The sequence below is a fragment of the Nocardia sp. NPDC001965 genome (genome assembly GCF_053594175.1).
The window spans coordinates 130,702-151,493 of record NZ_JBSFDZ010000012.1 but is presented as its reverse complement, the minus strand read 5'-3'; the positions used below and the strand labels follow the sequence as shown (position 1 = coordinate 151,493).

17 protein-coding genes are annotated in these 20,792 nt (G+C 67.9%); 1 reads left to right on the top strand and 16 read right to left on the bottom strand.

Annotated elements, in window-relative coordinates; genetic code table 11:
* The first annotated feature begins 2 nt into the window (after positions 1-2).
* A complete protein-coding gene (locus ACWCPQ_RS19150) occupies positions 3-224 on the top strand; it encodes a cold-shock protein (protein ID WP_449900512.1) in 222 nt (73 codons plus the stop codon).
* Positions 225-269: 45 nt separating this feature from the next.
* Here the strand turns inward: ACWCPQ_RS19150 and ACWCPQ_RS19145 are convergent, their stop codons facing one another.
* From ACWCPQ_RS19145 to urtA, 16 genes are all read right to left on the bottom strand, one after another.
* The gene (locus tag ACWCPQ_RS19145) at positions 270-950 is read right to left on the bottom strand and encodes a response regulator transcription factor (protein ID WP_449900509.1); all 681 of its coding nucleotides are present in this window, start codon (positions 948-950) and stop codon (positions 270-272) included.
* Positions 947-2,155 carry a sensor histidine kinase gene (locus ACWCPQ_RS19140; protein WP_449900507.1) on the bottom strand — a complete coding sequence of 403 codons (1,209 nt, stop codon included), beginning with the start codon at positions 2,153-2,155 and terminating at the stop codon, positions 947-949. Before ACWCPQ_RS19140 ends, ACWCPQ_RS19145 begins: the two co-directional genes overlap by 4 nt.
* On the bottom strand, positions 2,152-3,042 hold the full coding sequence (locus tag ACWCPQ_RS19135; RefSeq protein ID WP_449900505.1) for a CPBP family intramembrane glutamic endopeptidase: 891 nt from the start codon (positions 3,040-3,042) through the stop codon (positions 2,152-2,154). Before ACWCPQ_RS19135 ends, ACWCPQ_RS19140 begins: the two co-directional genes overlap by 4 nt.
* Before the next feature lie 913 nt (positions 3,043-3,955).
* Positions 3,956-4,744: an ABC transporter permease gene (locus ACWCPQ_RS19130; RefSeq protein WP_449900504.1), complete on the bottom strand. Its 789-nt coding sequence runs from the start codon at positions 4,742-4,744 to the stop codon at positions 3,956-3,958.
* On the bottom strand, positions 4,745-5,482 hold the full coding sequence (locus tag ACWCPQ_RS19125; protein ID WP_449900503.1) for an ABC transporter ATP-binding protein: 738 nt from the start codon (positions 5,480-5,482) through the stop codon (positions 4,745-4,747). It abuts the gene before it with no gap.
* 145 nt (positions 5,483-5,627) lie between these two features.
* Entirely contained in the window at positions 5,628-6,110 is a 483-nt protein-coding gene (locus tag ACWCPQ_RS19120) for a hypothetical protein (protein WP_449900501.1), read from the bottom strand.
* A 183-nt stretch (positions 6,111-6,293) separates the two neighbouring features.
* A complete protein-coding gene (locus ACWCPQ_RS19115) occupies positions 6,294-7,529 on the bottom strand; it encodes a cytochrome P450 family protein (RefSeq protein WP_449900499.1) in 1,236 nt (411 codons plus the stop codon).
* A 21-nt stretch (positions 7,530-7,550) separates the two neighbouring features.
* Entirely contained in the window at positions 7,551-8,741 is a 1,191-nt protein-coding gene (locus ACWCPQ_RS19110) for a cytochrome P450 (RefSeq protein WP_449900497.1), read from the bottom strand.
* A gap of 883 nt (positions 8,742-9,624) precedes the next feature.
* Positions 9,625-11,367, bottom strand: a complete 1,743-nt coding sequence (gene atzF, locus ACWCPQ_RS19105; protein WP_449900494.1) for an allophanate hydrolase — start codon at positions 11,365-11,367, stop codon at positions 9,625-9,627.
* Positions 11,364-15,023 (bottom strand): urea carboxylase, encoded by a 3,660-nt coding sequence (gene uca, locus ACWCPQ_RS19100; protein ID WP_449900493.1) that lies wholly within the window; start codon positions 15,021-15,023, stop codon positions 11,364-11,366. Before uca ends, atzF begins: the two co-directional genes overlap by 4 nt.
* A gap of 50 nt (positions 15,024-15,073) precedes the next feature.
* Positions 15,074-15,775 carry a GntR family transcriptional regulator gene (locus ACWCPQ_RS19095; protein ID WP_449900491.1) on the bottom strand — a complete coding sequence of 234 codons (702 nt, stop codon included), beginning with the start codon at positions 15,773-15,775 and terminating at the stop codon, positions 15,074-15,076.
* Between the two features lie 10 nt (positions 15,776-15,785).
* Entirely contained in the window at positions 15,786-16,478 is a 693-nt protein-coding gene (gene urtE / locus ACWCPQ_RS19090; protein ID WP_449900603.1) for an urea ABC transporter ATP-binding subunit UrtE, read from the bottom strand.
* 5 nt (positions 16,479-16,483) lie between these two features.
* Positions 16,484-17,404, bottom strand: coding sequence for an urea ABC transporter ATP-binding protein UrtD (urtD, locus tag ACWCPQ_RS19085; protein WP_449900489.1), 921 nt, complete (start codon positions 17,402-17,404; stop codon positions 16,484-16,486).
* Positions 17,404-18,519: an urea ABC transporter permease subunit UrtC gene (urtC, locus tag ACWCPQ_RS19080; RefSeq protein ID WP_449900487.1), complete on the bottom strand. Its 1,116-nt coding sequence runs from the start codon at positions 18,517-18,519 to the stop codon at positions 17,404-17,406. Before urtC ends, urtD begins: the two co-directional genes overlap by 1 nt.
* Positions 18,516-19,403 (bottom strand): urea ABC transporter permease subunit UrtB, encoded by an 888-nt coding sequence (urtB, locus tag ACWCPQ_RS19075; RefSeq protein WP_449900485.1) that lies wholly within the window; start codon positions 19,401-19,403, stop codon positions 18,516-18,518. Before urtB ends, urtC begins: the two co-directional genes overlap by 4 nt.
* Before the next feature lie 6 nt (positions 19,404-19,409).
* Complete coding sequence (urtA, locus tag ACWCPQ_RS19070) at positions 19,410-20,699, bottom strand: urea ABC transporter substrate-binding protein (protein WP_449900483.1); 1,290 nt, start codon at positions 20,697-20,699, stop codon at positions 19,410-19,412.
* Between the last annotated feature and the right edge of the window lie 93 nt (positions 20,700-20,792).

Here is a 20,792-nt window from a genome sequence, read left to right as displayed (position 1 = left end):
GCGTGCCCATCGAACAGGCCACCGTGTACCGTTGGAACCTCCGCAACGGGACCGGGGTGCTGTCCCGGCCCGATGGTTCACTGGCGTGGTTTCACATATCCTGCGTCGCGCAGTCCGAGGTGCTCACCCTGCAGGAAGGTGTAGTGGTCGACGCCGAGATCGAGAACGTACCTCGAGGGGAATACGCCAGTCGCGCTGTATCGGTGCGACGCCACGCGCAGTAACTGTCAGTGGTGTGTAAAGGCTTTCCAACTGCGGCACTCTCGTCGTCAGGGAGTCGGGGGCCGGCCGAGCGAACGAAGATAGATGAGCGTCGCCTGGACTCGTCGATCGCCTTCGCGCAGCGGTAGTTTCGCGAATATGGCGCCGATGTGTTTGCGCACGGCTGCTTCCGAAACGGTCAGGACCTCCGCTATGCCGGAGTTCGTCTTTCCTTCGGCTACCAGTGCGAGTACTTCCCGTTCGCGGGCGGTGAGATCGGCCAACGGAGTGCGGTGCCGGCTGGACTTGACGAGGGCTCGGACGACCTCCGGGTCGACGATCGTTTCACCGGTGGCGACCCGGGAGATGGTGTCGAGGAACTGCCGGACGTGTCCGACGCGCTCTTTCAGGAGGTACCCCACACCGGCAGTCGAATCATCGCCGAGTAAGTCGTCGAGGTAGGCGACGGAAACGTACTGTGACAGAACCACTATCGGTAGTCGTGGGTCTCGTCGGCGGAGTTCGGCGGCGGCGCGGAGGCCGTCGTCGGTGCCGTTCGGCGGCATCCGGACATCGGTGATCACCAGGTCGGGTGTGTAGGCCGCGTAGGCGTGGAGGAGGCCGGGTGCGTCGCCTACTGCCGCGCTCACCTCGTGGCCGGCCGAGGCGAGCACACTCTCCAGGCCGGCGCGCAGTAGTGGGCTGTCCTCGGCCAGGACGATCCGCAGTCGAGTGGGTGGGAATGTCACACCGGGCACTCCATCCGGATGGTTGTCGGTCCGCCGGGTGGGCTGGACACCGTCAGTTGTCCGTCCAGGGCAGCGAGACGGCGTTGCAGGCGGTCGAGGCCGTGGCCGCCCACAATGTGGGCGCCGCCCGGTCCGTCGTCGGTAATGCGCACCATCCACTGTGTACCGGTGCGGGTGCCGTGGAGGTCGACTCGGGTGGCGGCGGTGTGCCTGGCGACGTTGGTGAGGGATTCGGCGGCGAAGACGTAGGACATGTGCTCGACCGCCGGTGGTAGCCGGTCATCCGGGGTGGACGCGTCGTCGAGGTCGATGTGGATATCGAGTGGTAGGTCTGCCGCGAGATCGATCAGCGCCGGGCCCAGGCCGCGTTCGGTCAGGACCCGGGGCGAGAACCCGCGCAGGACGGCCCGCAGTTCGCTCAGGGTTTCGTCGACCTGCCGGTGGGCGTCGGCGGCGACGCGACCGGCGGGTCCGTCCGCGTCCTGGGATTCGGCCAGGCCGAGGGTCATCGAGAGGGCGACGAGCCGATGCTGGACACGGTCGTGTAGTTCGGATTCGAGGAGGTCGCGCTCGAACCCTTCGGCTTCCAGCAGCGCGGAGCGGGAGTTCTCGATGCGGACCGCTTCGCGCTGCCAGCGGCCGGTATCGGGGGCCAGCAGCTTTCGGGCCGCCAGCGCTTCGAGTGCCGACCAGGCGCTGAGGAGCACCAGCAGCAGGACCGCGGCGACGAACGCCGCGCCGGTGCAGATCCATGCTCCCGACTGCTCGTCGACCACCCAGGGGCCGAGGTCGAAGTAATCCCGTCGGACGAGGAGCGGCGCGGCGAGCAGGACCGCGATGAGGATGACGGCGAAGACTGTCAGGCAGCACAGCGCCCCGCCGAACACAGTGGTGGTGGCCAGGTAGGTGACGTGCCGGAAAGTGGGTAACCGGCGCTCGGCCGCCGCGGCCCGCACTCGGGCCGCGGCGTGATCCGCGGTGTCGGGGTCGACCAATCGGAGCCGGGCGCACTGGAGCCGCAGCACAGGTTCCCACAGGGCGGCCCGAAGATCGCGGGTCACACCGAGCAGTACCACCGGCACGAAACCGGCCACCGCGGCCGCTGCGAGGACTCCGCCGCACAGCACGGAGAGCAGTGCGCACCACGGCCAACGGGAAACGAAGAAGCGTGGGCCTGTCCGCAGTGCGGACCCCACCCCGGTCACTGCCGGACTCCCAGCGGCGTCGCCGGTTGCGCGTTCTGCGGGCCGCCGCGCCTCGTCGTCAGGACGATCCACGCGACCACGGGCGAATATGCTGCGCACATCAGCAGAGTAGTGGCGGCGCCGGAGGGGTCGGCGGTACCGGCGAACAGTTCCAGTCCCAGCGCGAGTACGAGGTTGCTTCCGCCGTGCAGTAGGGCCGGTGGCCAGACCGAACCGCTGCGCACCCACAACCAGCCGATCACGAACTCGAGTTCGATCGACAGCGGCAACCACAGCACCATGGCGATGAACGCATCGGTGGCCGAACCGCCCGCGCCCAGGTAGCCCACCCAGGGCAGCGGCCAGTGCCACACACCCCAGATCACGCCCGTCGCGAAGGTGGTGAGCACGGGGCGACCGGGAACGAGACGATCGCGCAGATAGGTGGTCCAGCCGAACTCCTCACCGAAGAAGATCGGTGCGGCCACGACCGGGATGATCGGGGCGAGTGCCAGGAACAGCAGATGACCGGAATCGAAGTCGCCGGCCTCGGGACGCCACATTCCCAGCGCCACCGCAAGCCCGAGCGCGACGGCGAGAACACCGACTGGGAGCAGTGCGGCGATCAGGTACGAGCGCCACTGTCGGGCGAGTCGCAGCTGCAGACCGGCATCGGCGAAACCCTCGCGGGTGATCCACCGTCGAGTGCAGACCGCGGCGAGCGCCGGGACGAAAGCTCCGGTCAGTAATTGGACGACCGGATTATCGAGGGAGTACCCGGCCGCCCCGGCGATCCCCCACGGAACCCACGCGCCCGCGAAAGCGAGTACGAGGAACCAGAGAACGCCCTTGCGCCGGGTCCGGGGGCTGGACCCGAGCGGCCCCCGGTCGGTCAACGCTGTAGTCATGCCCTCATTACAGAGGGGCCACCGCGGGAAGTCGTTGGTGAACAGGACCGTTTCATGGTCGCGTACGCGCTACCACGGACTCGACGACCCGTGGTCCTGTCCCTGCGCCCGACACCCGAACCTTGCCCCAGAGGTTGGACGGTGGCCCTGCCAGGACTATCTGTGCGCCCTCGTGGACAAGAGTCCAGAGTGGCCGCGCGGTCGGTCGTAATCGATTGCCGACGTATGTCGACAGCCGGTCAGGAGGCTTTCGTGCTCGTGCTGGGCAGCCGCACCGTGCAGAGCAGCGACCCGTTCTGCCCGCCGAACATGCTCTCGAACGGCGCCGGCCGTTGCTGGGTCACGCCGAAATTCCCAGGACGAAGGTCACGAACCTCCCCACCACGGACTCGGCCGGAAGTCTCGGTGGGCTCGTTGCCCGAGGCGCGTCCGGCCGACTTGGGATATCCATTGTCGAAGCACTCGCCTCGAGCGGAAGGCTGCTCTGACGGTTCGTTGTGTATGGAATCGGTGGCGGGGCGGAAAGCTTGGATCTCGCAGCTTGTTACGCATGTGTTCTCCTACCCGAGACAAGTCGCGAATTCGTGGACAGCTTTCTCGGGGGCGGCGCGGGTGCTGCTCCACGAGGAGTTCCTCGTTTCCCGGCCGGGGCGAATCTGCGGTGCACCGAAAACGGACTCACCGAACAGCAATCGGTTGCAGGCCGGACCGGCCAGCGGCTTTTACGGTCGATACCCGTTTCCGCCGGTGCCGCTGCGAGGCGCCCGGCCCGTTCGTGCGCCTCGGGCTGTGGGCGGGTCCGCGAACCGCAGATGACGGTGGGGACCGGCTGATCGGGCATGCACCCCAGTCTCCCACAGCGATCTGTGCGTCGCCGCGGTCCTTTCCGGGGCTGGTAACTGCCCGCCGCGCGCTAGCTGCCCTGCGTGTCGGTGAGGGCCAGCCGGACGGTGCCGATTGCGAAGATCGCGACGCAGACCGCCGCGAAATACAGCAGTGACCCGTTCTGTCCGCCGAACAGGCTCTCGATGGTCGCCAATTGCCCGACCCCCAGCTCCCCGTTCTTGAACGGGGACAGCTGCTGCAGAGTGACCCCCAGGTCCCCGGGTACGAAGGTCATGAACACCTCCACCCCGAACTTCCACAGCAGCACGATCATCACCACGAACCCCGGCTTGGGAACCAGTGCCGTGATTCCCAGCCCGAGTGCCGTGATCAGCAGTGTGTAGAGCGGGACCCCGATCAGCAGCGCGATCCCGTCACCCGAGAACACCTCGACCTTGCCCCAGATCTCCGGGAACAGCTGCGGAAAGGCCCAGAGGATCAGGAAGGTGACCGCCAGGGCGGTGAGGGCCGCGATCACGCCGAAGACGACGAGTTTGGCGAGGGGCAGGAGCCAGCGGCGGGTCTGGATGCCGAAAACCGTTTCGACGGTGTCGTCCTTGAATTCCGCGCACAGCGACGACACCCCGCCCGCCATGAGGATGAAGGCGGAGAAGATGAGAATCCAGTAGGCGGCGTTGTTCGTGTCCATACCGCCGGCGCCGTTGAGTTTGTTCGCTTCGGTGGCTTTCGCGATTCCGAAGTTGAGGGCGACCGGAATGACGACGGCCAGGGGGACGACAGCGTACCAGACCGGGCTGCGCCAGGAGAGTTTGGCGAGTTCGCTGCGGACGGATCGGAGGAGGTGGGTGGCGATCATCTACCGGGTACCTCCGATGGCGGCGTATTCGACGCTGCTGTGGGTGATCTCGATGTACGCCGATTCCAGGGGGCGTGGTCCCGAACCTGCCGCCACCAGCTCGTCCTTACTCGTATCGGACAGGACTCTGCCCTTGCCCATGATGACCACGCGGGTGCCGGTGATCTCGACTTCGGTGAGGTTGTGGGAGGCCACCAGGAGGCATTTGCCGTCGGCGGCCAGGTCGACTAGGAGTTCGCGGAGCCAGATGATGCCTTCGATGTCCAGGCCGTTGGCCGGTTCGTCGAGAACCATCGTTTTCGGGTCGCCGAGTAGTGCGGAGGCGATACCGAGGCGCTGGAGCATGCCGTAGGAGAATTTGCCGACCGTGCGTTTCGCGACCGGGGTGAGGCCGACTCGGTCGAGTACCGGCGCGATATCGGATTTCGGCAGGCCACCCAGCCTCGCCTGCCACAGCAGATGCTGTTCGGCGGTATGTGCGGGGTTGCGGGCGAAAGGGCCCAGGCTGAATCCTATTTCGGTGATGACGCTGCGGAGCTCGCGCAGTCCGCTGCCGTTGACCGAGATCGTGCCGGAGCTGGGGTGGGCCAGACCGGCGATCATGCGCATCACCGTGGTTTTCCCGGCGCCGTTGGGTCCGAGCAGATAGGTTATCGAGCCCTGCCCGGCCTCGAAGGTGACGTCGTCGACGGCGAGTTTCTCGCCGAAGCGTTTGGAAACGCCACGAACGCTGATCATATGAATTCCTGGGTTACTGGTGCCGGTGCGGCCGGGAATATGGTGTCCCGTGGTGTGTTTCGGAAATTCGGGATGCACGCCCGAGCGGGGCGGCGCGGCCGGATCGAATGATCACGGTGCGCCGCTCCGACAGGTGTGGCCGAGATCAGTAGCCGAAGGTGGGGTCACCCTGGCACTGCATTTCCTGGCAGGTGGCCTTCCAGTCGAATTTCCACAGGCCGCCTTCGCGGAGGTAGTGGTAGACGTTGCTCTGCGCGGGGAAGCCGGCCATCACGCCGTGCACGGTGACCGACATGGTGTTACCGGAGACATTGATCGGGGCGATGGCGCGACCCTGGATGGAGAAGAAATCCATGGTCTTGCTGGTCTCCATGATCCGCTCCAGGGCGGGGCGGGCGCCGGGGCCGTTGTAGCTCACCTCGACCTTGGGTTCCATGCCGATGTTCGGGTTCCAGAACGCGGCGAATTGCCGTTCGATCTGCGCCAGGGTAGGTACGTCGTCGCGGACGTAGAGATCGGAGGTCTGGGAAGCCCGGATGGAGAAATCGGCCGACGCGGGTTGCGTCAGGCCGAATCCCATGAGTGCGGTGAGAATACAGACAGCGGCGATTCTGATGAATCTGGACATGACGGCCCCTTCTAAGACCAACCTGCGAACCGATGCGCCGGGACCGGTGTCCGCGGTGTCGCGTACTTCGTCCGCCGGCGCTGTCCGAATGGGTACGCGCAGCGCGGGACCCACTCGGATAATGCGAAACGCTAGCGGCGGACTTTAGGTTAGTCAATCCTAAGTATCGGAAGGGGGCCGGGCTCACACCACGACGGGGAGGGTGCGATGGCCGTTGGTGACGAGACTGGGCACATTGGTGAGCGCCGAGGGGTCACCGGTGGCCAGTCGCATATCCGGGAACCGGCCGAAGAGGGCGGGCAGTGCGACCGCGGCCTCTAGCCGGGCCAACGGCGCGCCGAGACAGTGGTGCACGCCGTGCCCGAAGGCCATATGGTCCTTGGACTGCCGGGTCGGATCGAACAGGTCGGGACGGTCCGGGTGGACACCGGGGTCGCGTCCGGCGCCGGCCAGCCCGGCCAGGATGGCATCACCCGCGGCGATGCGGTGGCCGCCGGGCAGGTCGATGTCCTCGAGGGCGAAACGCATCGGCATATGGGCGATCGGCGGTTCCCAGCGCAGGGTCTCCTCGATGATGTCGGACCAGTCGAGCTGCCCGGCGAGCGCGGCGGCGCGATGCGCGGGGTGGGTGAGCAGCGCGTACACGGCGTGATCGAGGAGGTTGGCGGTGGTTTCGTGGCCGGCGACGATGATGAGCAGCAGGGTGTCGCCCAGTTCCTGCTCGCTGAGTTTCGAACCGTCCTCGTCGTGGGTGGTCATCAGTACGGTGGTCAGATCGTCGCCGGGGTTGCGGCGTTTGTAGTCCAGGAGTTCGTGCAGGGTGGTGTAGAGCCCGGCGAAATTGGCCTGGGCCTGCTCGGGCGTGAGGGTGGTGTCGAGGGTGCCGCCGGCGTAGGTGCGCAGCGCGGCCGACAACTCGGCGGGTACACCCATCAGTTCGCCGATCACCCGGATCGGCAGGGCGCAGGCGAAACGGTCCCGCAGGTCGACCGGCCGGTCGGCCGGAGTGGTGGCGATATCGTCGAGCAGTTCGGCGGTGATGGCCTCGATCCGTGGGCGCAGCGCCTGGGTCCGGCGGTGGGTGAACGCGGGAGCCACCAGTTTCCGCAGCCGCCGGTGGTCCTCGCCATAGGCGGTGAGAAGGTTGGACACCGCGACCCACGGCCACATCACCCAGTCCTGCGGGATCTCGCCGGTGTGCATGGCCGGCCAGTGCCGGTTCGCGTCCTTGGAGACGCGCGGGTCGGTGAAGAGTTTCTCCAGCAACCCGGCATCGATCACCGACCAGGCGGGCACGCCGCCGGGGAGCTCGATCACGGCGAGGGGGCCGCGGGCGCGGATCCGGTGTATCTCGGTGTGGAAATCGGCGCCGGCCGGGTCGAGCACAAGCGGTTCGGTCTGTGACTGTTCCTGGGTCATCGGGTTGCTCCTGTCATCGGATCACGGGTGCATCGGAATCAACGGCGCGGACGGTGGGAATTCGACGGGCAGCGCGCTGAGCGCCCGATGGAACAGGCCGGGGCGCCAGGTGAGCTGGTCGGCGGGGATCGCGAGCTCGATCTCGGGAAGGGCATCGAGCAGCTGATCGACCGCCTCGCCGGCGATGATGCGGGCGATGTCCTCGGCCATGCAGGCGTGCGTGCCCTGGCCCCACGCGAGATGGGACCGGTTGCCGATCCGTTCGCCACCACCGATCTTCGGGTCGGTGTTGCAGGCGGCGATACTGATCACCACCGGCTGATCGGCGGGCAGCCAGGTATTGCCGACCAGGATCGGCTGGCGCGGATAGGACGTGCAGAAATTCGGCAGCGGCGGGTCGGTGAAGAGCACCTCGTCGATGGCGTCGCGGGTCGCGAGCGAACCGCCGAGCATATGGCCGCCGAATCGTTCGTCGATGAGCATGAGCCGCAAAGTCGTGGTGATCAGCGAGGTGGTCGGCTCGGTGCCGGCCGCGTAGACGAGGGCGGCCTGCTGGACCATCTCCATATCGTCGAGGCGGGAATCGTGTCGCATCATCCAGGACGTGACATCTCGGGCCGGGCAGGCGCGTTTCTGCCCGACCGCCTCCATCAGCACACCGGCGAAACGCATATTGCCCTCGGCGGCGCTTTCGGCGGAGCTGGCGTCGAGGATCGCCGCCATTCCCTCGAACGCGGTGCGCCCGGCCTCCGGCGAAAGCCCCATCAACTCGGTCAAGGTGGCGAAGGTGAGCGGAAAGGCGTACTGCGTGCGCAGATCCGCCGAACCCGTCGCGCAGAAATCGTTGATCAACGGAATGGCCAGGCGTTCGATGGTGGCGCGCAACAGATGCCGATCTACCGCCTCGAGGCCGGCGACGATGGGCGCCCGCAACCGGATGTGCTCCTCGCCGGCGGAGCGCAGGGCATTGGGTCGGTATTCCATCATCGGCAGCAGCGGGCAATCCGCGGGCACGGTCGCCTGCCAGCGGCGGGGGTCGGCGGGGAAATGTTCCGGGTCGTGCAGGATCTTCAGAGCGTGCCGATATCCGATGACCAGCGTCGCGGGCACACCCGGTGCCAGATCCACCGGGACCAGCGGTCCGAAACGGCGCCGCATATCGCGGTAGGCGGCGGCGGGGTCGGCGGTGAAATCGGGTGTGTACAGCGGCACACGCTCCCCACCTGCGGCGAGGGGCGACCCTTGTTGGGCCGAGTGCGCGGACGACATCGTCATGGTCACGTACTCCATAGCGGATCGATGGTTCGGTCGAATGCCCCGGTGGCACGGCCGTGCCCGCGTGACGGCAGCACGAAGACGGCTGCGGGCGAGCAGGACTCGGCCCACCGTGCGGTGTTCCCGATTCGGAACGACCACAGGGCTGTCCAGGTGAGAGCGGACGGTTTCGTGGACGGCGAAACGTCGCGTATCACTCGAAGATCGGGCCGGGGCGCCGCGCGGGGGCGGGGTCGCCGGCCGTCGATAATCGGGGGCCGGCCGGGGGCGGCGGAGTTCGCCGGATCACGGTGACCGTGCGCGCGCGTCGTCGCCGATGACATGCGGCGCGCACCCTCCGGCGGGGGTGCGGGGCCGGGGTCATCGGATGAGCGTGGTCGATACAACGCCGGGCACTGGCCGACGGCGAACGGGAGAACGGCGTACCGAGGGCGTGCGTGCCGACGGTGCCGGCACCGTCGGGGAGGGGGAATCGCGAATGGGCCGGCCCGGCGGACTGCGGTGGCGCGGCACGACCCGGCACAACGAATCCCTCCCGCTTCGTCGGATGACTTTCCGCGTGAATTGTAGTCCAGCGCTGTGGATTACGTGGGGCGAGCGCGGCGCCGCAGGTCATCGGACCCGGTCGCGGGGTGACTCGTGGGCGTTTCGAATTGTCCGGATGTGACTCGTCCGGCGGCCCCGGGAGAAAAGGAATTCCGCCGATGGCCACCCGGCCGTCCCTGCTTCGCAGGCTGCCCTGCAACCCTCATCGGAACGGCCGGGTGGCACGCCGTGCGGTTGGACGGGCCGCGCGGCGGGCCTCTCGGGGAGATCGGTCTCAGCGACCGGCTTCCAGGTAGTTGCGCCAGCCTCCGTATCCGGTGATATCGGTGGCGTCGCGGGCGGATTCGTAATCGCAGGCGAAACCGGTGACCCAATCCCCGGAATCCAGTTCGACCTTTCCGAGCGTCATGGGCGACGGCAGATTGCTCAGGAATGTGCCGAGGGCGGCGGGGGAGAGCCGGTACAGCTCGCCGGGCAGCGAACTGCCCGAACCGGCTCCCACGCGGAGCATGCCCGGCTTGGGCGGGTCGGCGGGCAGCGCCACCATGCGATACGCGGGTGCGGTGGCGACCTCGCCCAGGAACCGGGCCCGCGCCTGCTCCAATTGATGATGCAGCGGAAGCCCACGGAGATGGGCGCCGACGACCAGGAGATCGGTACCGATATCGGTGAGCAGCGGGCCGGGCGCGTCCAGCAGCCGGGCGGCCGCATCGATCCCTATCTGATCGGCGAACGCCGGGGTCACCAGCATGACGCCGAACGGATCGCCCTCGGCGGTCTCCGCGCCCGGTACCGCGACCGCGGCCAGATCCAGCAGATTGCAGAAATTGGTGAAGGTGCCCATACGGCTGTTGATCGCCACCGGTTCGGCGGCGACGGCGGCCAGGGTCGGATGCTCGGTCGTGGTGGGGAGCAGCAGGGCCGGGTAGTCGTCGAACAATCGGCGCGCGGCGGCCGCCGCCTGCGCGAGCCGGCCCAGATCGGTGACGTATTCGTGGGCGGCCGGGCGGGCGGCACCAGCGACGATCCGTGCGACCACCGGGTCGGCGCCCTCGGGCGCACCGCCGAGGAATTCGCCCATCGCGGCGTAGCGCTGGGCCACGACAGCTCCGTCGTAGAGCAGGACGGCGGCCTCGAGCAGTTCACCGATATCGACAGTCGCCACCTCGCCGCCGCCCGCCTTCCAGCGCGCGACCGTCGCATCGAAAGCCGCGCGGTAGGCGGGGGTGAGGGCGGTCAGGTTGTGGTCGGCGGGAATCGCGAGCGTGGTGCGGGCCGGGGCGCCCAGCGGGGTGTCGGCGGGCCAGGCCCGCGAGCGAGGGTCGGCGGCGTCGGGGCCGATCATGGCGGCGGTCACCGCGGTGGCAAGGGCGAGGTCGCGGGCGAAAACGGTGACCACGTCGTAATCGGGGCAGGCAGGCACCACACCGGTGGTGGGCACGAGCCCGAGCGACGGTTTCACCCCGACGATGCCGTTGAGCGCGGCCGGGACCCGGCCGGAGCCCGCGGTATCGGTGCCCAGCGCCGCGTCGACCATACCCAGCGCGACCGCGACCGCCGATCCGGAGCTACTGCCGCCGGAGACCCGGTCGGGGAACAGAGCGTTCCGGACCGCACCGTAGGGACTGCGGGTGCCGACGAGGCCGGTGGCGAACTGGTCGAGATTGGTTTTGCCGAGTACCAGGGCGCCCTGCTCGATCAGCCGCGCCGCAGCGGGAGCAGTGCGCTCCGGCGTTCTCTCGAAACCGGGGCAGGCGCAGGTGGTGGGGAGGCCGGCGATATCGATGTTGTCCTTGACGGCGAGGAGCAGCCCCGCGAGCGGCAACTGCTCACCCCGGGCGAGTCGGTCCTCGAGCGCGACCGCCTCCGCCAGGACCTCGGCTTCGGCGCGCAGGGTGATCCAGATTTCGGGCCGGTCGTGTTCGCGGATGGTCCGGTAGGCGCGGGCCACCTTCTCGGCCGGGCCGGCCGGAGCCGGGGCCGACAAATCCGCTAGCGGTAGTTGCTCCATGGTCATGCCGCTCCTTCGGTGTCGATGGCGACCAGAGGTGCGCCGGTGGTGACTTGATCGCCCGCCGCGACGGCGATGGTGTGCACGGTGCCGGAGACCTCCGCGACCACCGGCAGTTCCATCTTCATCGCCTCGAGGACGAGCAGGGTGGTGCCGGCTTCGACGTGGTCGCCCACAGCCACCTCCACCCGCCAGACATTGGCCATCATCGGTGCCGTCACCGGATGGGTGCCCTCGGGCAGGTCCAGGTCTTCGGCGGTTTCGGGTTCGGCGGCGGGGTCGGCCTGGGCGTCGAGTTCGCCGCTCGCCGCCCAGCGCTGCCGTTCGGCGGCGAACGCGGCCTGCCGGCGTTCCTCGGTGGCGGCGATATCGCCCGAGTTCTCGGTGAGGAACGCGAGATGTTCGGCCATGGCGAATTCGCCTGCACTGGTGCGCATCTCGTATCGTCCCGCCGCCATCTCGGCACGCAACTCGAGCAGTTCATCCGCCGCGACCGGATACCAGCTGATCCGGTCGAAGAACCGGAACAGCCACGGTTTACCGGATTCGAACGGTGCGCGCTGCCGGTAACCGGACCAGATCGGAAGGGTGCGGCCGACGAGCTGATAGCCGCCGGGGGATTCCATGCCGTAGACGCAGAGGTACTTGCCGCCGATACCGACCGCGTCGGACGGGGTCCAGGTGCGGGCGGGGTTGTACTTGGTGGTCACCAGGCGGTGCCGGGGGTCGAGCGGGACGGCCAGCGGCGCGCCGAGGTAGACATCGCCGAGACCGAGCACCATGTACTGGGCGTCGAAGACGATATCGCGTACGTCCTCGACGCTGTCCAGGCCGTTGATCCGGCGGATGAACTCGATATTCGACGGCAGCCAGGGCGCTTCGGCCCGGACACCGCGCCCGTAGCGTTCGATGGCCGCCGCGATGGTGGGGTCGTCGAAGGAGAGCGGCAATTCGAGATGCCGGCTCGGGACGCGCAGGTCGGCGGTATCGGGGATATCGTCCTCGAGTTCGCCGAGCAGGCGCACCACGGTGCGCTGGTCGATGATGTCGGGGTCGAAGTGCAGATGCAGGGAGCGCACACCGGGCGTGATATCTATCAGACCGGGGATGGACGCGTGGTCGAGGCGTTCGCTCAGGGCATGGACGCGCATCCGCAGACCCAGATCGAGTTCCATCGGGCCGTATTCGATCAACACGTTGTCGTCGCCGCCGCGCCGGTATTCGACCTCGGGGGTGCCGGTACCGGCATCGCGGCGGCCCAGGACCCCGTCGTCGGTCTCCCGTGGCCCGAGGAGTTCGGGTGCGGGCAGGTCACGGCCGCGCAGGGCGGGCGAGGAACGGAACGCGCCGGTGCGTTCGTCGGCGACCGGAACGAAACGCACTCGGTCACCCGGGCGCATCTGACCGAGTTTCCAGCGGTGCGCGGAGATCACGGTCAGCGGGCAAGCGAAACCGCCCAGGCTGGGACCGTCGGGACCCAGCAGGATCGGGGTATCGCCGGAGAGGTTCAGAGCGCCGACACTGTACGGGCAGTCGTGCAGGTTGGAGGGGTGCAGCCCGGCATCGCCGCCGTCGGTGCGCGACCAGGTCGGTTTCGGACCGGCCAGCCGCAGGCCGGTGCGGTTGGCATGGGCCTGCACCTGCCAGGTGGCGTCGTAGAACTGGGCGATATCGGCGGGCGTGAAATAGTCGGGGGCGGGCTGCGGGCCCTCACCGACCCCGACGTGCCAGGTATGGCCGAATTCGGGGCGTTCGCCGGCCGGGACGGGCGCGGGCTCGAGCAGCCCGCCGGCATCGGGTTTGATGCCGAGAATATCGCCGGCCGCGACGGCCCGGCCGGTGATACCGCCGAATCCGCCGAGGGTGAAAGTGGCCGCGCTGCCGTGGTAGTCGGGGGCGAGGATTCCGCCGCGGACGGCGAGATAGGTGCGCAGCCCGGTGTCGTGGGGCGCGCCGATATCGAGGACCGAACCGGCGGGGACGGTGACCGGTTCCCACATGGGCACCGGTTCGTCGTCCACGGTCACCGGGGCTTCGGCGCCGGTGACGCAGACGACGGTGGTATCGGTGACCCGGATCCGCGGCCCCAGCAGGGTGGCCTCGAGACCGTTCTCGCCCAGTGCGTTCCCGACGGCGTGGTTCGCGAGCCGGAAGGACAGATCGTCGAATGCGCCCGACGGCGGGATACCCACGTTCCAGAGCCCCAGGCGGCCCGGGGAATCCTGGATGGTGGTGGAAACTCCGGCGCGCAGGATCTCCAGCCGGGGGCGGATGGTGGCGAGGCTGCCGAGGGTCGCGGTGGTGTGCCGGGCATCGAGCATGGGGGAGCTGGTGGCGGCGGCGCGGAGCTGGGGCAGGTTGGTGGTGATACCGAACATGCGAGTTTCGTCGAGTGCCGCCCGCAGCCGGTGCAGCGCCTCGGGACGGCTCGCACCCGAGGTGATGATCTTGGCGATCAGCGGGTCGTAGTAGGGGCTGATCTCGGTCCCGGTTTCGACCCAGGTCTCCACCCGGGCGGTCCCGGTGGGGATCTCGACGCCGGTCAGCGTGCCGGCCCCGGGCCGGTAGTCGTTGCCCGGGTCCTCGGCGTAGACGCGCGCCTCCACGGCATGGCCGGTGATCGGCGGGCCGGCGTCGGGAATCGCGTCGAGGAACGCGGACTCCCCGCCCGCCAGCCGCAGCATCCACTCCACCAGATCCACCCCGGTGACGGCTTCGGTGACCGGGTGCTCGACCTGGAGCCGGGTGTTGACCTCGAGGAACGACGCCTCGCCGCGGTCGACGTCGTAGATGAACTCGACCGTGCCCGCCGAACGGTAACCGACCTCGCCCAGTAGTTTGCGGCTCGATTCGAGGAGCTGTTCACTCACGGTGTAGGGGAGACCGGGGGCGGGTGCCTCCTCGATGACCTTCTGGTTGCGCCGCTGCAGGCTGCAATCGCGGGTGCCCAGGGATACCGCACGGCCGCGCCCGTCACCGAAGATCTGTACCTCCACATGGCGGGCCCGGGCGACGAACCGTTCGAGGTAGACCGCGGCGGAGCCGAAGTTGTTCTGGGCGAGCCGGATCACGCGCTGGTAGGCCTCGGCGAGTTCCGCGGGATCGGCGCAGGCAGCCATCCCGATCCCGCCGCCGCCCCCGGCCGCTTTGAGCATCACCGGATAACCGATTCGCTCGGCCTCGGCGCGGGCTTCGTCTAGATCGGTGAGCAGACCGCTGCCGGCGACCAGCGGCACACCGGCGGCCGCCGCGGCCGCCCGGGCGCTGTGTTTGTCGCCGAAGAGTCGCAGGTGTTCGGCGGCCGGGCCCACGAACGCGATACCGGCGGCCTCGACCTCGGCGGCGAAATCGGCGTTCTCGGAAAGGAATCCGTAACCGGGATGGACGGCGGTCGCGCCGGTGGCGAGCGCCGCCTCGATCACCGCGTCGGCGCGCAGATACGACTCGGCGGCCGGGGCAGGACCGAGCCGGACCGCGCGATCGGCCGTGCGCACATGCCGTGCCCCCTCGTCGGCATCGGAGAACACCGCGACCGTTTCGATTCCCAGCCGCCGGGCGGTACGCAGGATGCGGCAGGCGATCTCACCGCGATTGGCGATCAGCAGGCATTCGGGCAGGGTCGTATGCAACGGCGTATACAACTGCGGGGCGGTCTCGGTCACGGTCGGTCCTCTCGGCGTGGACAGTGCGGCTACCGGAGTAGCCGGGAGTTTCAGGTTTTGGTCGCGCGGGCCATCCGGGTCAGCTGGAGTACCTGACCGGCACGGTCGGCCACCACCCGGCGGGATTGATCGATATGGGCGAGGAGTTGCTCGCGGGCGCCGGTGAGATCGCGATCGAGGACGGCCTCGCCGATGGCGATGTGTTCCTCGATGGTCGCGAGCATGCGGTCGGGGGTCAGGTAGTCGAACATCCGGACCGGCCGGATCCGGGCGTTCACGGTGCGCAGGGCGTCGGTGAGGGCGTGGTTGCCCGAGGAGTCGAGCAGGACGGTGTGGAACTGTTCGTCGGCGTCGACGAAACCGGCGTCCGGGTCCGGGGGTGTGGTGCGGAATGCGCGCCAGCGGTCGATCTCGGGTCCGAGGACGGCGCGTTCGTGGCCCAGTTCGGGATCGTCGAGGACGCGGGCGATGCCCTGGACCTCCAGGGTGATCCGCAGCTCGTAGTAGTCCCCGAGGGTGTCCAGGCGCGGACGGTAGGGGAAAAGTCCGGCATCGTGGCGTTCCACCAGACCGTCGGCCTGCAACCGGGCCAGCGCCTCGCGCACCGGGGTGCGCGAGACACCGTAGCGTTCGGCCAGCCGTTCCTCGCCGAGCCGCTCCTCCGGCGCCAGTGCACCGGCCATGAGTTCGTCGCGCAACGCCTTGTACACAGTGTCGCTGCGTGATTCGCGTTTACTTCGTGGTTCGGTCACGACGCGCAGCCTAGAGAGTCATGGCGGCGCGAACGGTGTCGACGGCCCCGGCCCCGCCCGCCCCGGTAGCGGTGACCCGGCCGCTCTCCAGTACGTAGTACCGGCTCGCGGCCCGCAAGGCGAAACCGATGTGCTGTTCCACCAGCAACACTCCGAGACCACCGCGTTCCACCAGCTCGGTGATCGTGTTCTCGATCTCGGCCACCACCGACGGCTGGATGCCCTCGGTGGGTTCGTCGAGGATCAGCATGCGCGGTTCGGTGATCAGTGCGCGGGCGATGGCGAGCTGCTGGCGCTGGCCGCCGGACAGCAGTCCGGCGCGGCGGTCGAGTAGATCCTTCAGCGCCGGGAACAGATCCAGTTGTTCATCGATCAACGCGGACCCGCGTCGACGGCCGTCGGCCACCACCCGCAGATTCTCGGCGGTGGTGAGATGGCCGAAGCACTGCTGCCCCTGCGGCACATAGGCCAGCCCGCGTTTCACGCGGGCACTCGGCCGCAGCGCGGTGATATCGGCACCGTCGAAGCGGATCCGGCCCCGGCCGGTGCGGACGAGACCGACCGCGGCGCGCAGCAGCGTGGTCTTCCCGGCGCCGTTGTGTCCCATGATCGCGGCCACTCCGTCACCGGGGACCTCGATCCCCACCCCGTGCACGACCTCGGTGCGGCCGTACCCGGCGTGGACGTCGATGAGTTCCAGCATCGCGGTCACCCTTCCTTTCCGGTGGGCCCCGCGTCCCGTTCGTCCGGGACCGGTTCGCTCGCATCGGTTTCCCCGGACGCGGGCCCCGCGTGTTCGCGCTCGGCCACCGGGGCCGGGACGCGCTCGTGCGTGACCGCGGCGGTGCCCAGATATGCCTCCTGGACCGCCGGATCGGCCTGGACTTCGGCCACCGACCCCTCGGCGAGGACCGCGCCGCGGGCCAGCACCGTCACCGAGGTGGCGAAATTGCGCATGAAGTCCATATCGTGTTCGACCACGACGACCGTGCGTTCGCCACCGATCCGGCGCAACAGGTTGCCGGTCTCCTCGCGCTCCTCCTGGCTCATCCCGGCGACCGGTTCGTCCAGCAGCAGGACCGAGGCGTTCTGGACCAGGAGCATGCCGATTTCGAGCCATTGCTTCTGACCGTGTGCCAGGGTTCCGGCGGGTTTGTCGCGCAGTGCGGTGAGACCGATGGTCTCCAGCGCCTGTTCGATCGATTCGGCGACCTCGACCGGTCGGCGGCGGAGCATGGTCCATACCGAACGGCCTGCGCCCGCGGCGATATCGAGGTTCTGCAATACCGACAGTTCCTCGAACACGCTGGCGGTCTGGAAGGTGCGGCCCACGCCCAGCCGGGCGATCTGGTGCACCTTCTTGCCGAGCAGTTCGACTCCCGACTTCTGCACCGATCCGGTCGCCGGGACCAGTCCGGTGATCGCGTCGATCATGGTGGTCTTCCCGGCACCGTTGGGGCCGATGAGGAAGCGCAGATCGCCCTGGAAAAGGGTCAGATCGACATTCGATACCGCCTTGAACCCGTCGAATTCGACGCTGAGCCCGCGGACCTCGAGGTAGTCGCTGTGCATACCGGCGTTACCGCCGGCGACCGGACCGCCGGCCATCGTCACCACCTGTTCGGTCATTACGACACTCCTACCGGGGTAGCGGGTGTGGATTCGGGTACCGGACCGGGCGGTGCCGGGTCCCTCGCGTCGTCGCGTCGTCGCCGTCGCACCAGCGTGACCAGGCCCGCGAGACCGGCCGGGAAGAAACCGACCACGACGATGAACAGGATGCCCTGCGCGTAGACCCAGCCGGAGGGGAAGTTCTCCGACAAGCTGGTCTGTGCCCAGGCCACCGCGATCGCGCCCAGCACCGGGCCGAGCAGAGTGGTGCGGCCGCCGATGGCGACACCGGTCAGGAATGCGATGGAGGGCACGATCCCGATATCGGCGGGGGAGATGATCCCGACGATCGGCACGAACAGTGCGCCCGCGATACCGGCGAACAGTGCCGCCACCGCGTAGGCGACGACCTTCACATTGGCCGGGTCGTAGCCGAGGAAACGCACCCGCTCCTCCTGATCGCGCACCGCGACCAGCAGTTCGCCGTAGCGGCTGTACATCAGTTGCCGGGTCAGCGCGACGATCACCAGCAGCGTCGCCGCCGCGATGAAGAACAGCAGCCGCCGGTTGACCGGATCGTTGAGCGCCAGCCCGAAGAAACTGCGGAACCGGTTGAGCCCGTTGCTGCCGCCGGTGGACTGCTGACCCACCAGCAGGATCGCGAACGCCGCCGCCAGCGCTTGCGACAGGATCGCGAAATAGGCGCCTTTGACCTTGCGTTTGAACACACCGAGCCCGAGCAGCACCGCCACCAGCGGTGGCACGATCAGGATGCCCAGGATCGTGACCACCGGCGAACCGAACGGCACCCAGTAGCCGGGCAGTTCGCGCATACCGGCGATCTGCATGAAATCCGGGACGTCGTCGCCGCGCAGCTGGGCGTCGGAGATCTTCAGATGCATGGCCATGATGTAGGCGCCGAGCCCGAAGAACACGCCCTGTCCCAGGGTGAGCATGCCGCCGCGACCCCACGCCAACCCGATACCGACGGCGACGATGCCGAAGCACAGGAACTTGCCCAGCAGGTTCAGCCGGAAATCGGAGAGCACCGCGGGCGCCACCGCGAACAGCAGTACGGCGGCGATCGCGAAACCCGAGTAGGTCTTCCAGCGGGTCCTCCAGAATCCCCTCATACCAGACTCCTCGACCGGATGATGAACAATCCCTGCGGGCGGACCTGCAGGAAGATCACGATGACGACGAATACGATCACCTTCGCGACCGAGGCCGTGGTGCTGTATTCGATGAACGAGTTCAGTAGTCCCAGCGCCACTGCCGCGAGGACCGCGCCCCGGATCTGCCCGAGGCCGCCGATCACCACCACCAGGAACGCGTCCACCAGGTAGGTGGCGCCGGTATTGGAACTGGTGGAGCCGATCAGGGTCAGCGCCACCCCGGCCACGCCGGCCAGCCCCGAACCGATGAAGAACGTGGTGATATCGGTGCCGCGACTGGAGATTCCGCTGGTCTCCGCGAGATCCCGATGCTGGACCACGGCCCGGATCCGGCGGCCCATCGCGGTGTACTTCATGGTCACCGCGATCGCGGTCACGCACAGCACCGCGAGCAACATGATGAAGATCCGGGTCTTCGGGACCACCGCCCCGAGGATCTCCACCCCGCCGCCGAGCCATTCCGGAGTGACTACACGGACGGCCGGCGCGCCGAAGATATCGCGGGCGGCCTGCTGCAGGATCAGGCCGACACCGAAGGTCACCAGCAGGGTGTCCAGCGGCCGGTCGTACATGCGTTTGATCAGCGTCACCTCCAGGGCGACGCCCATGAGGCCACCGACACCGAACCCGATGAGCAGCGAGACGATCAGCGAGAGCTCGGCATCGGAGACCAGATATTCCTGCACCGTGTAGGCCGTATAGGACCCCGCCATGATGAACGCGCCGTGGGCCATGTTGATGACCCCCATCTGACCGAAGGTCAATGACAGGCCCAGGGCGGCGAGCAACAGGATCGATCCCAGGCTCAGACCGGTGAACAGCTGGCCGATGACTGCTTCCACGGTGCGTCAGCCCCCGAGTCCCTCGGCCCACGGGTAACCGGCCAGGTACGGATCCGGTTCGACGGGCTGACCGGAGTCCCACACGCTGTAGATCAGTCCGTCGGGCCGGATCTCACCGATACGGGCGGTTTTGGTGATGTGGTTGTTCTCGCCGTCGATGGTCACCGGGCCTTCGGGGCCTTCGAAGGTGACACCGCCCGCGGCCTTCTGCACATCCGGGACCGCGAAGGACTGCGCCTTCTCGACACTGTTCTTCCACAGGTGGACCGAGACATAGGCAGCCTCCATGGGATCGGAGGTCGGCTTGTTCGCGCCGTACTTCGCCTTGTAGGCCTTGACGAACGCGCTGTTCTGCGGGTTGTCCACGGTCTGGTAGTAGTTCCAGGCGGTCAGCTGACCGGCGATGTTCTGCACGCCGATACCGCCGACCTCTTCCTCGGCGATGGACACCGACACCACCGGCATATCCTTCGCGGTCAGGCCGACGTTCTTGTATTCGCGGAAGAAGGCGACATTGGAATCGCCGTTGAGCGTGTTGAACACCGCGTCGGCATCGGCCGCGCGCACCTTGTTGACGATGGTGGAGAAATCGGTGGAGCCGAGCGGGGTGTAGTCCTCGCCTTTGATCTCGATTCCGTTCGCTTCGGCGTAGGCCTTGATGATGCGGTTCGCGGTCTGCGGGAAGACGTAGTCGCTACCCACCAGGTAGAGCGATTTCACGCCGCGGCCCTTCAGATAGTCGAGGGCGGGCACGATCTGCTGGTTGGTGGTGGCGCCGGTGTAGAAGATGTTCTTCGACGATTCCAGGCCCTCGTACTGGACCGGGTAGTAGAGCAGGGCGTTGCGGTCCTCGAAGACAGGCAGCATGGCTTTACGGCTCGACGAGGTCCAGCCGCCGAATACCGCGGCCACGCAGTCGCTGCTGATCAGCTTCTCGGCCTTCTCCGCGAAGACCGTCGGCTCGGAGGCCCCGTCCTCACCGACCAGCTGGATCTGCTTGCCCAGCACACCACCGGCGGCATTGATCTCGTCGACGGCGAGCTTGATCGAGTCGCGCACGGTGACCTCGGAGATCGCCATGGTGCCCGACAGCGAGTTCAGCGAACCGACCTTGATCGCGGGACCGGCGGTATCGACACAGGACGCGGTGTTCGCGCCGGCCTGATCCGAGGCGGAGCTACCGCAGGCGGTGACCACCAGCGCGGTCGCGCACAGGGCGGCCGGGAGCGCGAGGAGGGTGCGGGCCCGCCGGCGCTCGCGGCGATTGCGTGCGTGGCGTGAAGCCGTAACTGTCATGGGATTTCCGGATTCTTCGGTTCTGGCTGCAAACATGGCCGTTCGGCCTCCACTCAGGAAAGGTCAGCCCGCTGACTTGCTCGTATTCGGCGT

Coding starts and splice junctions, on each gene's coding strand:
- urtD (WP_449900489.1), bottom strand. CDS start 17,404: ATGACCGAACAGGTGGTGACGATGGCCGGCGGTCCGGTCGCCGGCGGT.
- ACWCPQ_RS19115 (WP_449900499.1), bottom strand. CDS start 7,529: ATGACCCAGGAACAGTCACAGACCGAACCGCTTGTGCTCGACCCGGCC.
- ACWCPQ_RS19135 (WP_449900505.1), bottom strand. CDS start 3,042: ATGACTACAGCGTTGACCGACCGGGGGCCGCTCGGGTCCAGCCCCCGG.
- ACWCPQ_RS19130 (WP_449900504.1), bottom strand. CDS start 4,744: ATGATCGCCACCCACCTCCTCCGATCCGTCCGCAGCGAACTCGCCAAA.
- ACWCPQ_RS19120 (WP_449900501.1), bottom strand. CDS start 6,110: ATGTCCAGATTCATCAGAATCGCCGCTGTCTGTATTCTCACCGCACTC.
- urtC (WP_449900487.1), bottom strand. CDS start 18,519: ATGAGGGGATTCTGGAGGACCCGCTGGAAGACCTACTCGGGTTTCGCG.
- urtA (WP_449900483.1), bottom strand. CDS start 20,699: ATGACAGTTACGGCTTCACGCCACGCACGCAATCGCCGCGAGCGCCGG.
- urtE (WP_449900603.1), bottom strand. CDS start 16,478: ATGCTGGAACTCATCGACGTCCACGCCGGGTACGGCCGCACCGAGGTC.
- ACWCPQ_RS19125 (WP_449900503.1), bottom strand. CDS start 5,482: ATGATCAGCGTTCGTGGCGTTTCCAAACGCTTCGGCGAGAAACTCGCC.
- atzF (WP_449900494.1), bottom strand. CDS start 11,367: ATGACCATGGAGCAACTACCGCTAGCGGATTTGTCGGCCCCGGCTCCG.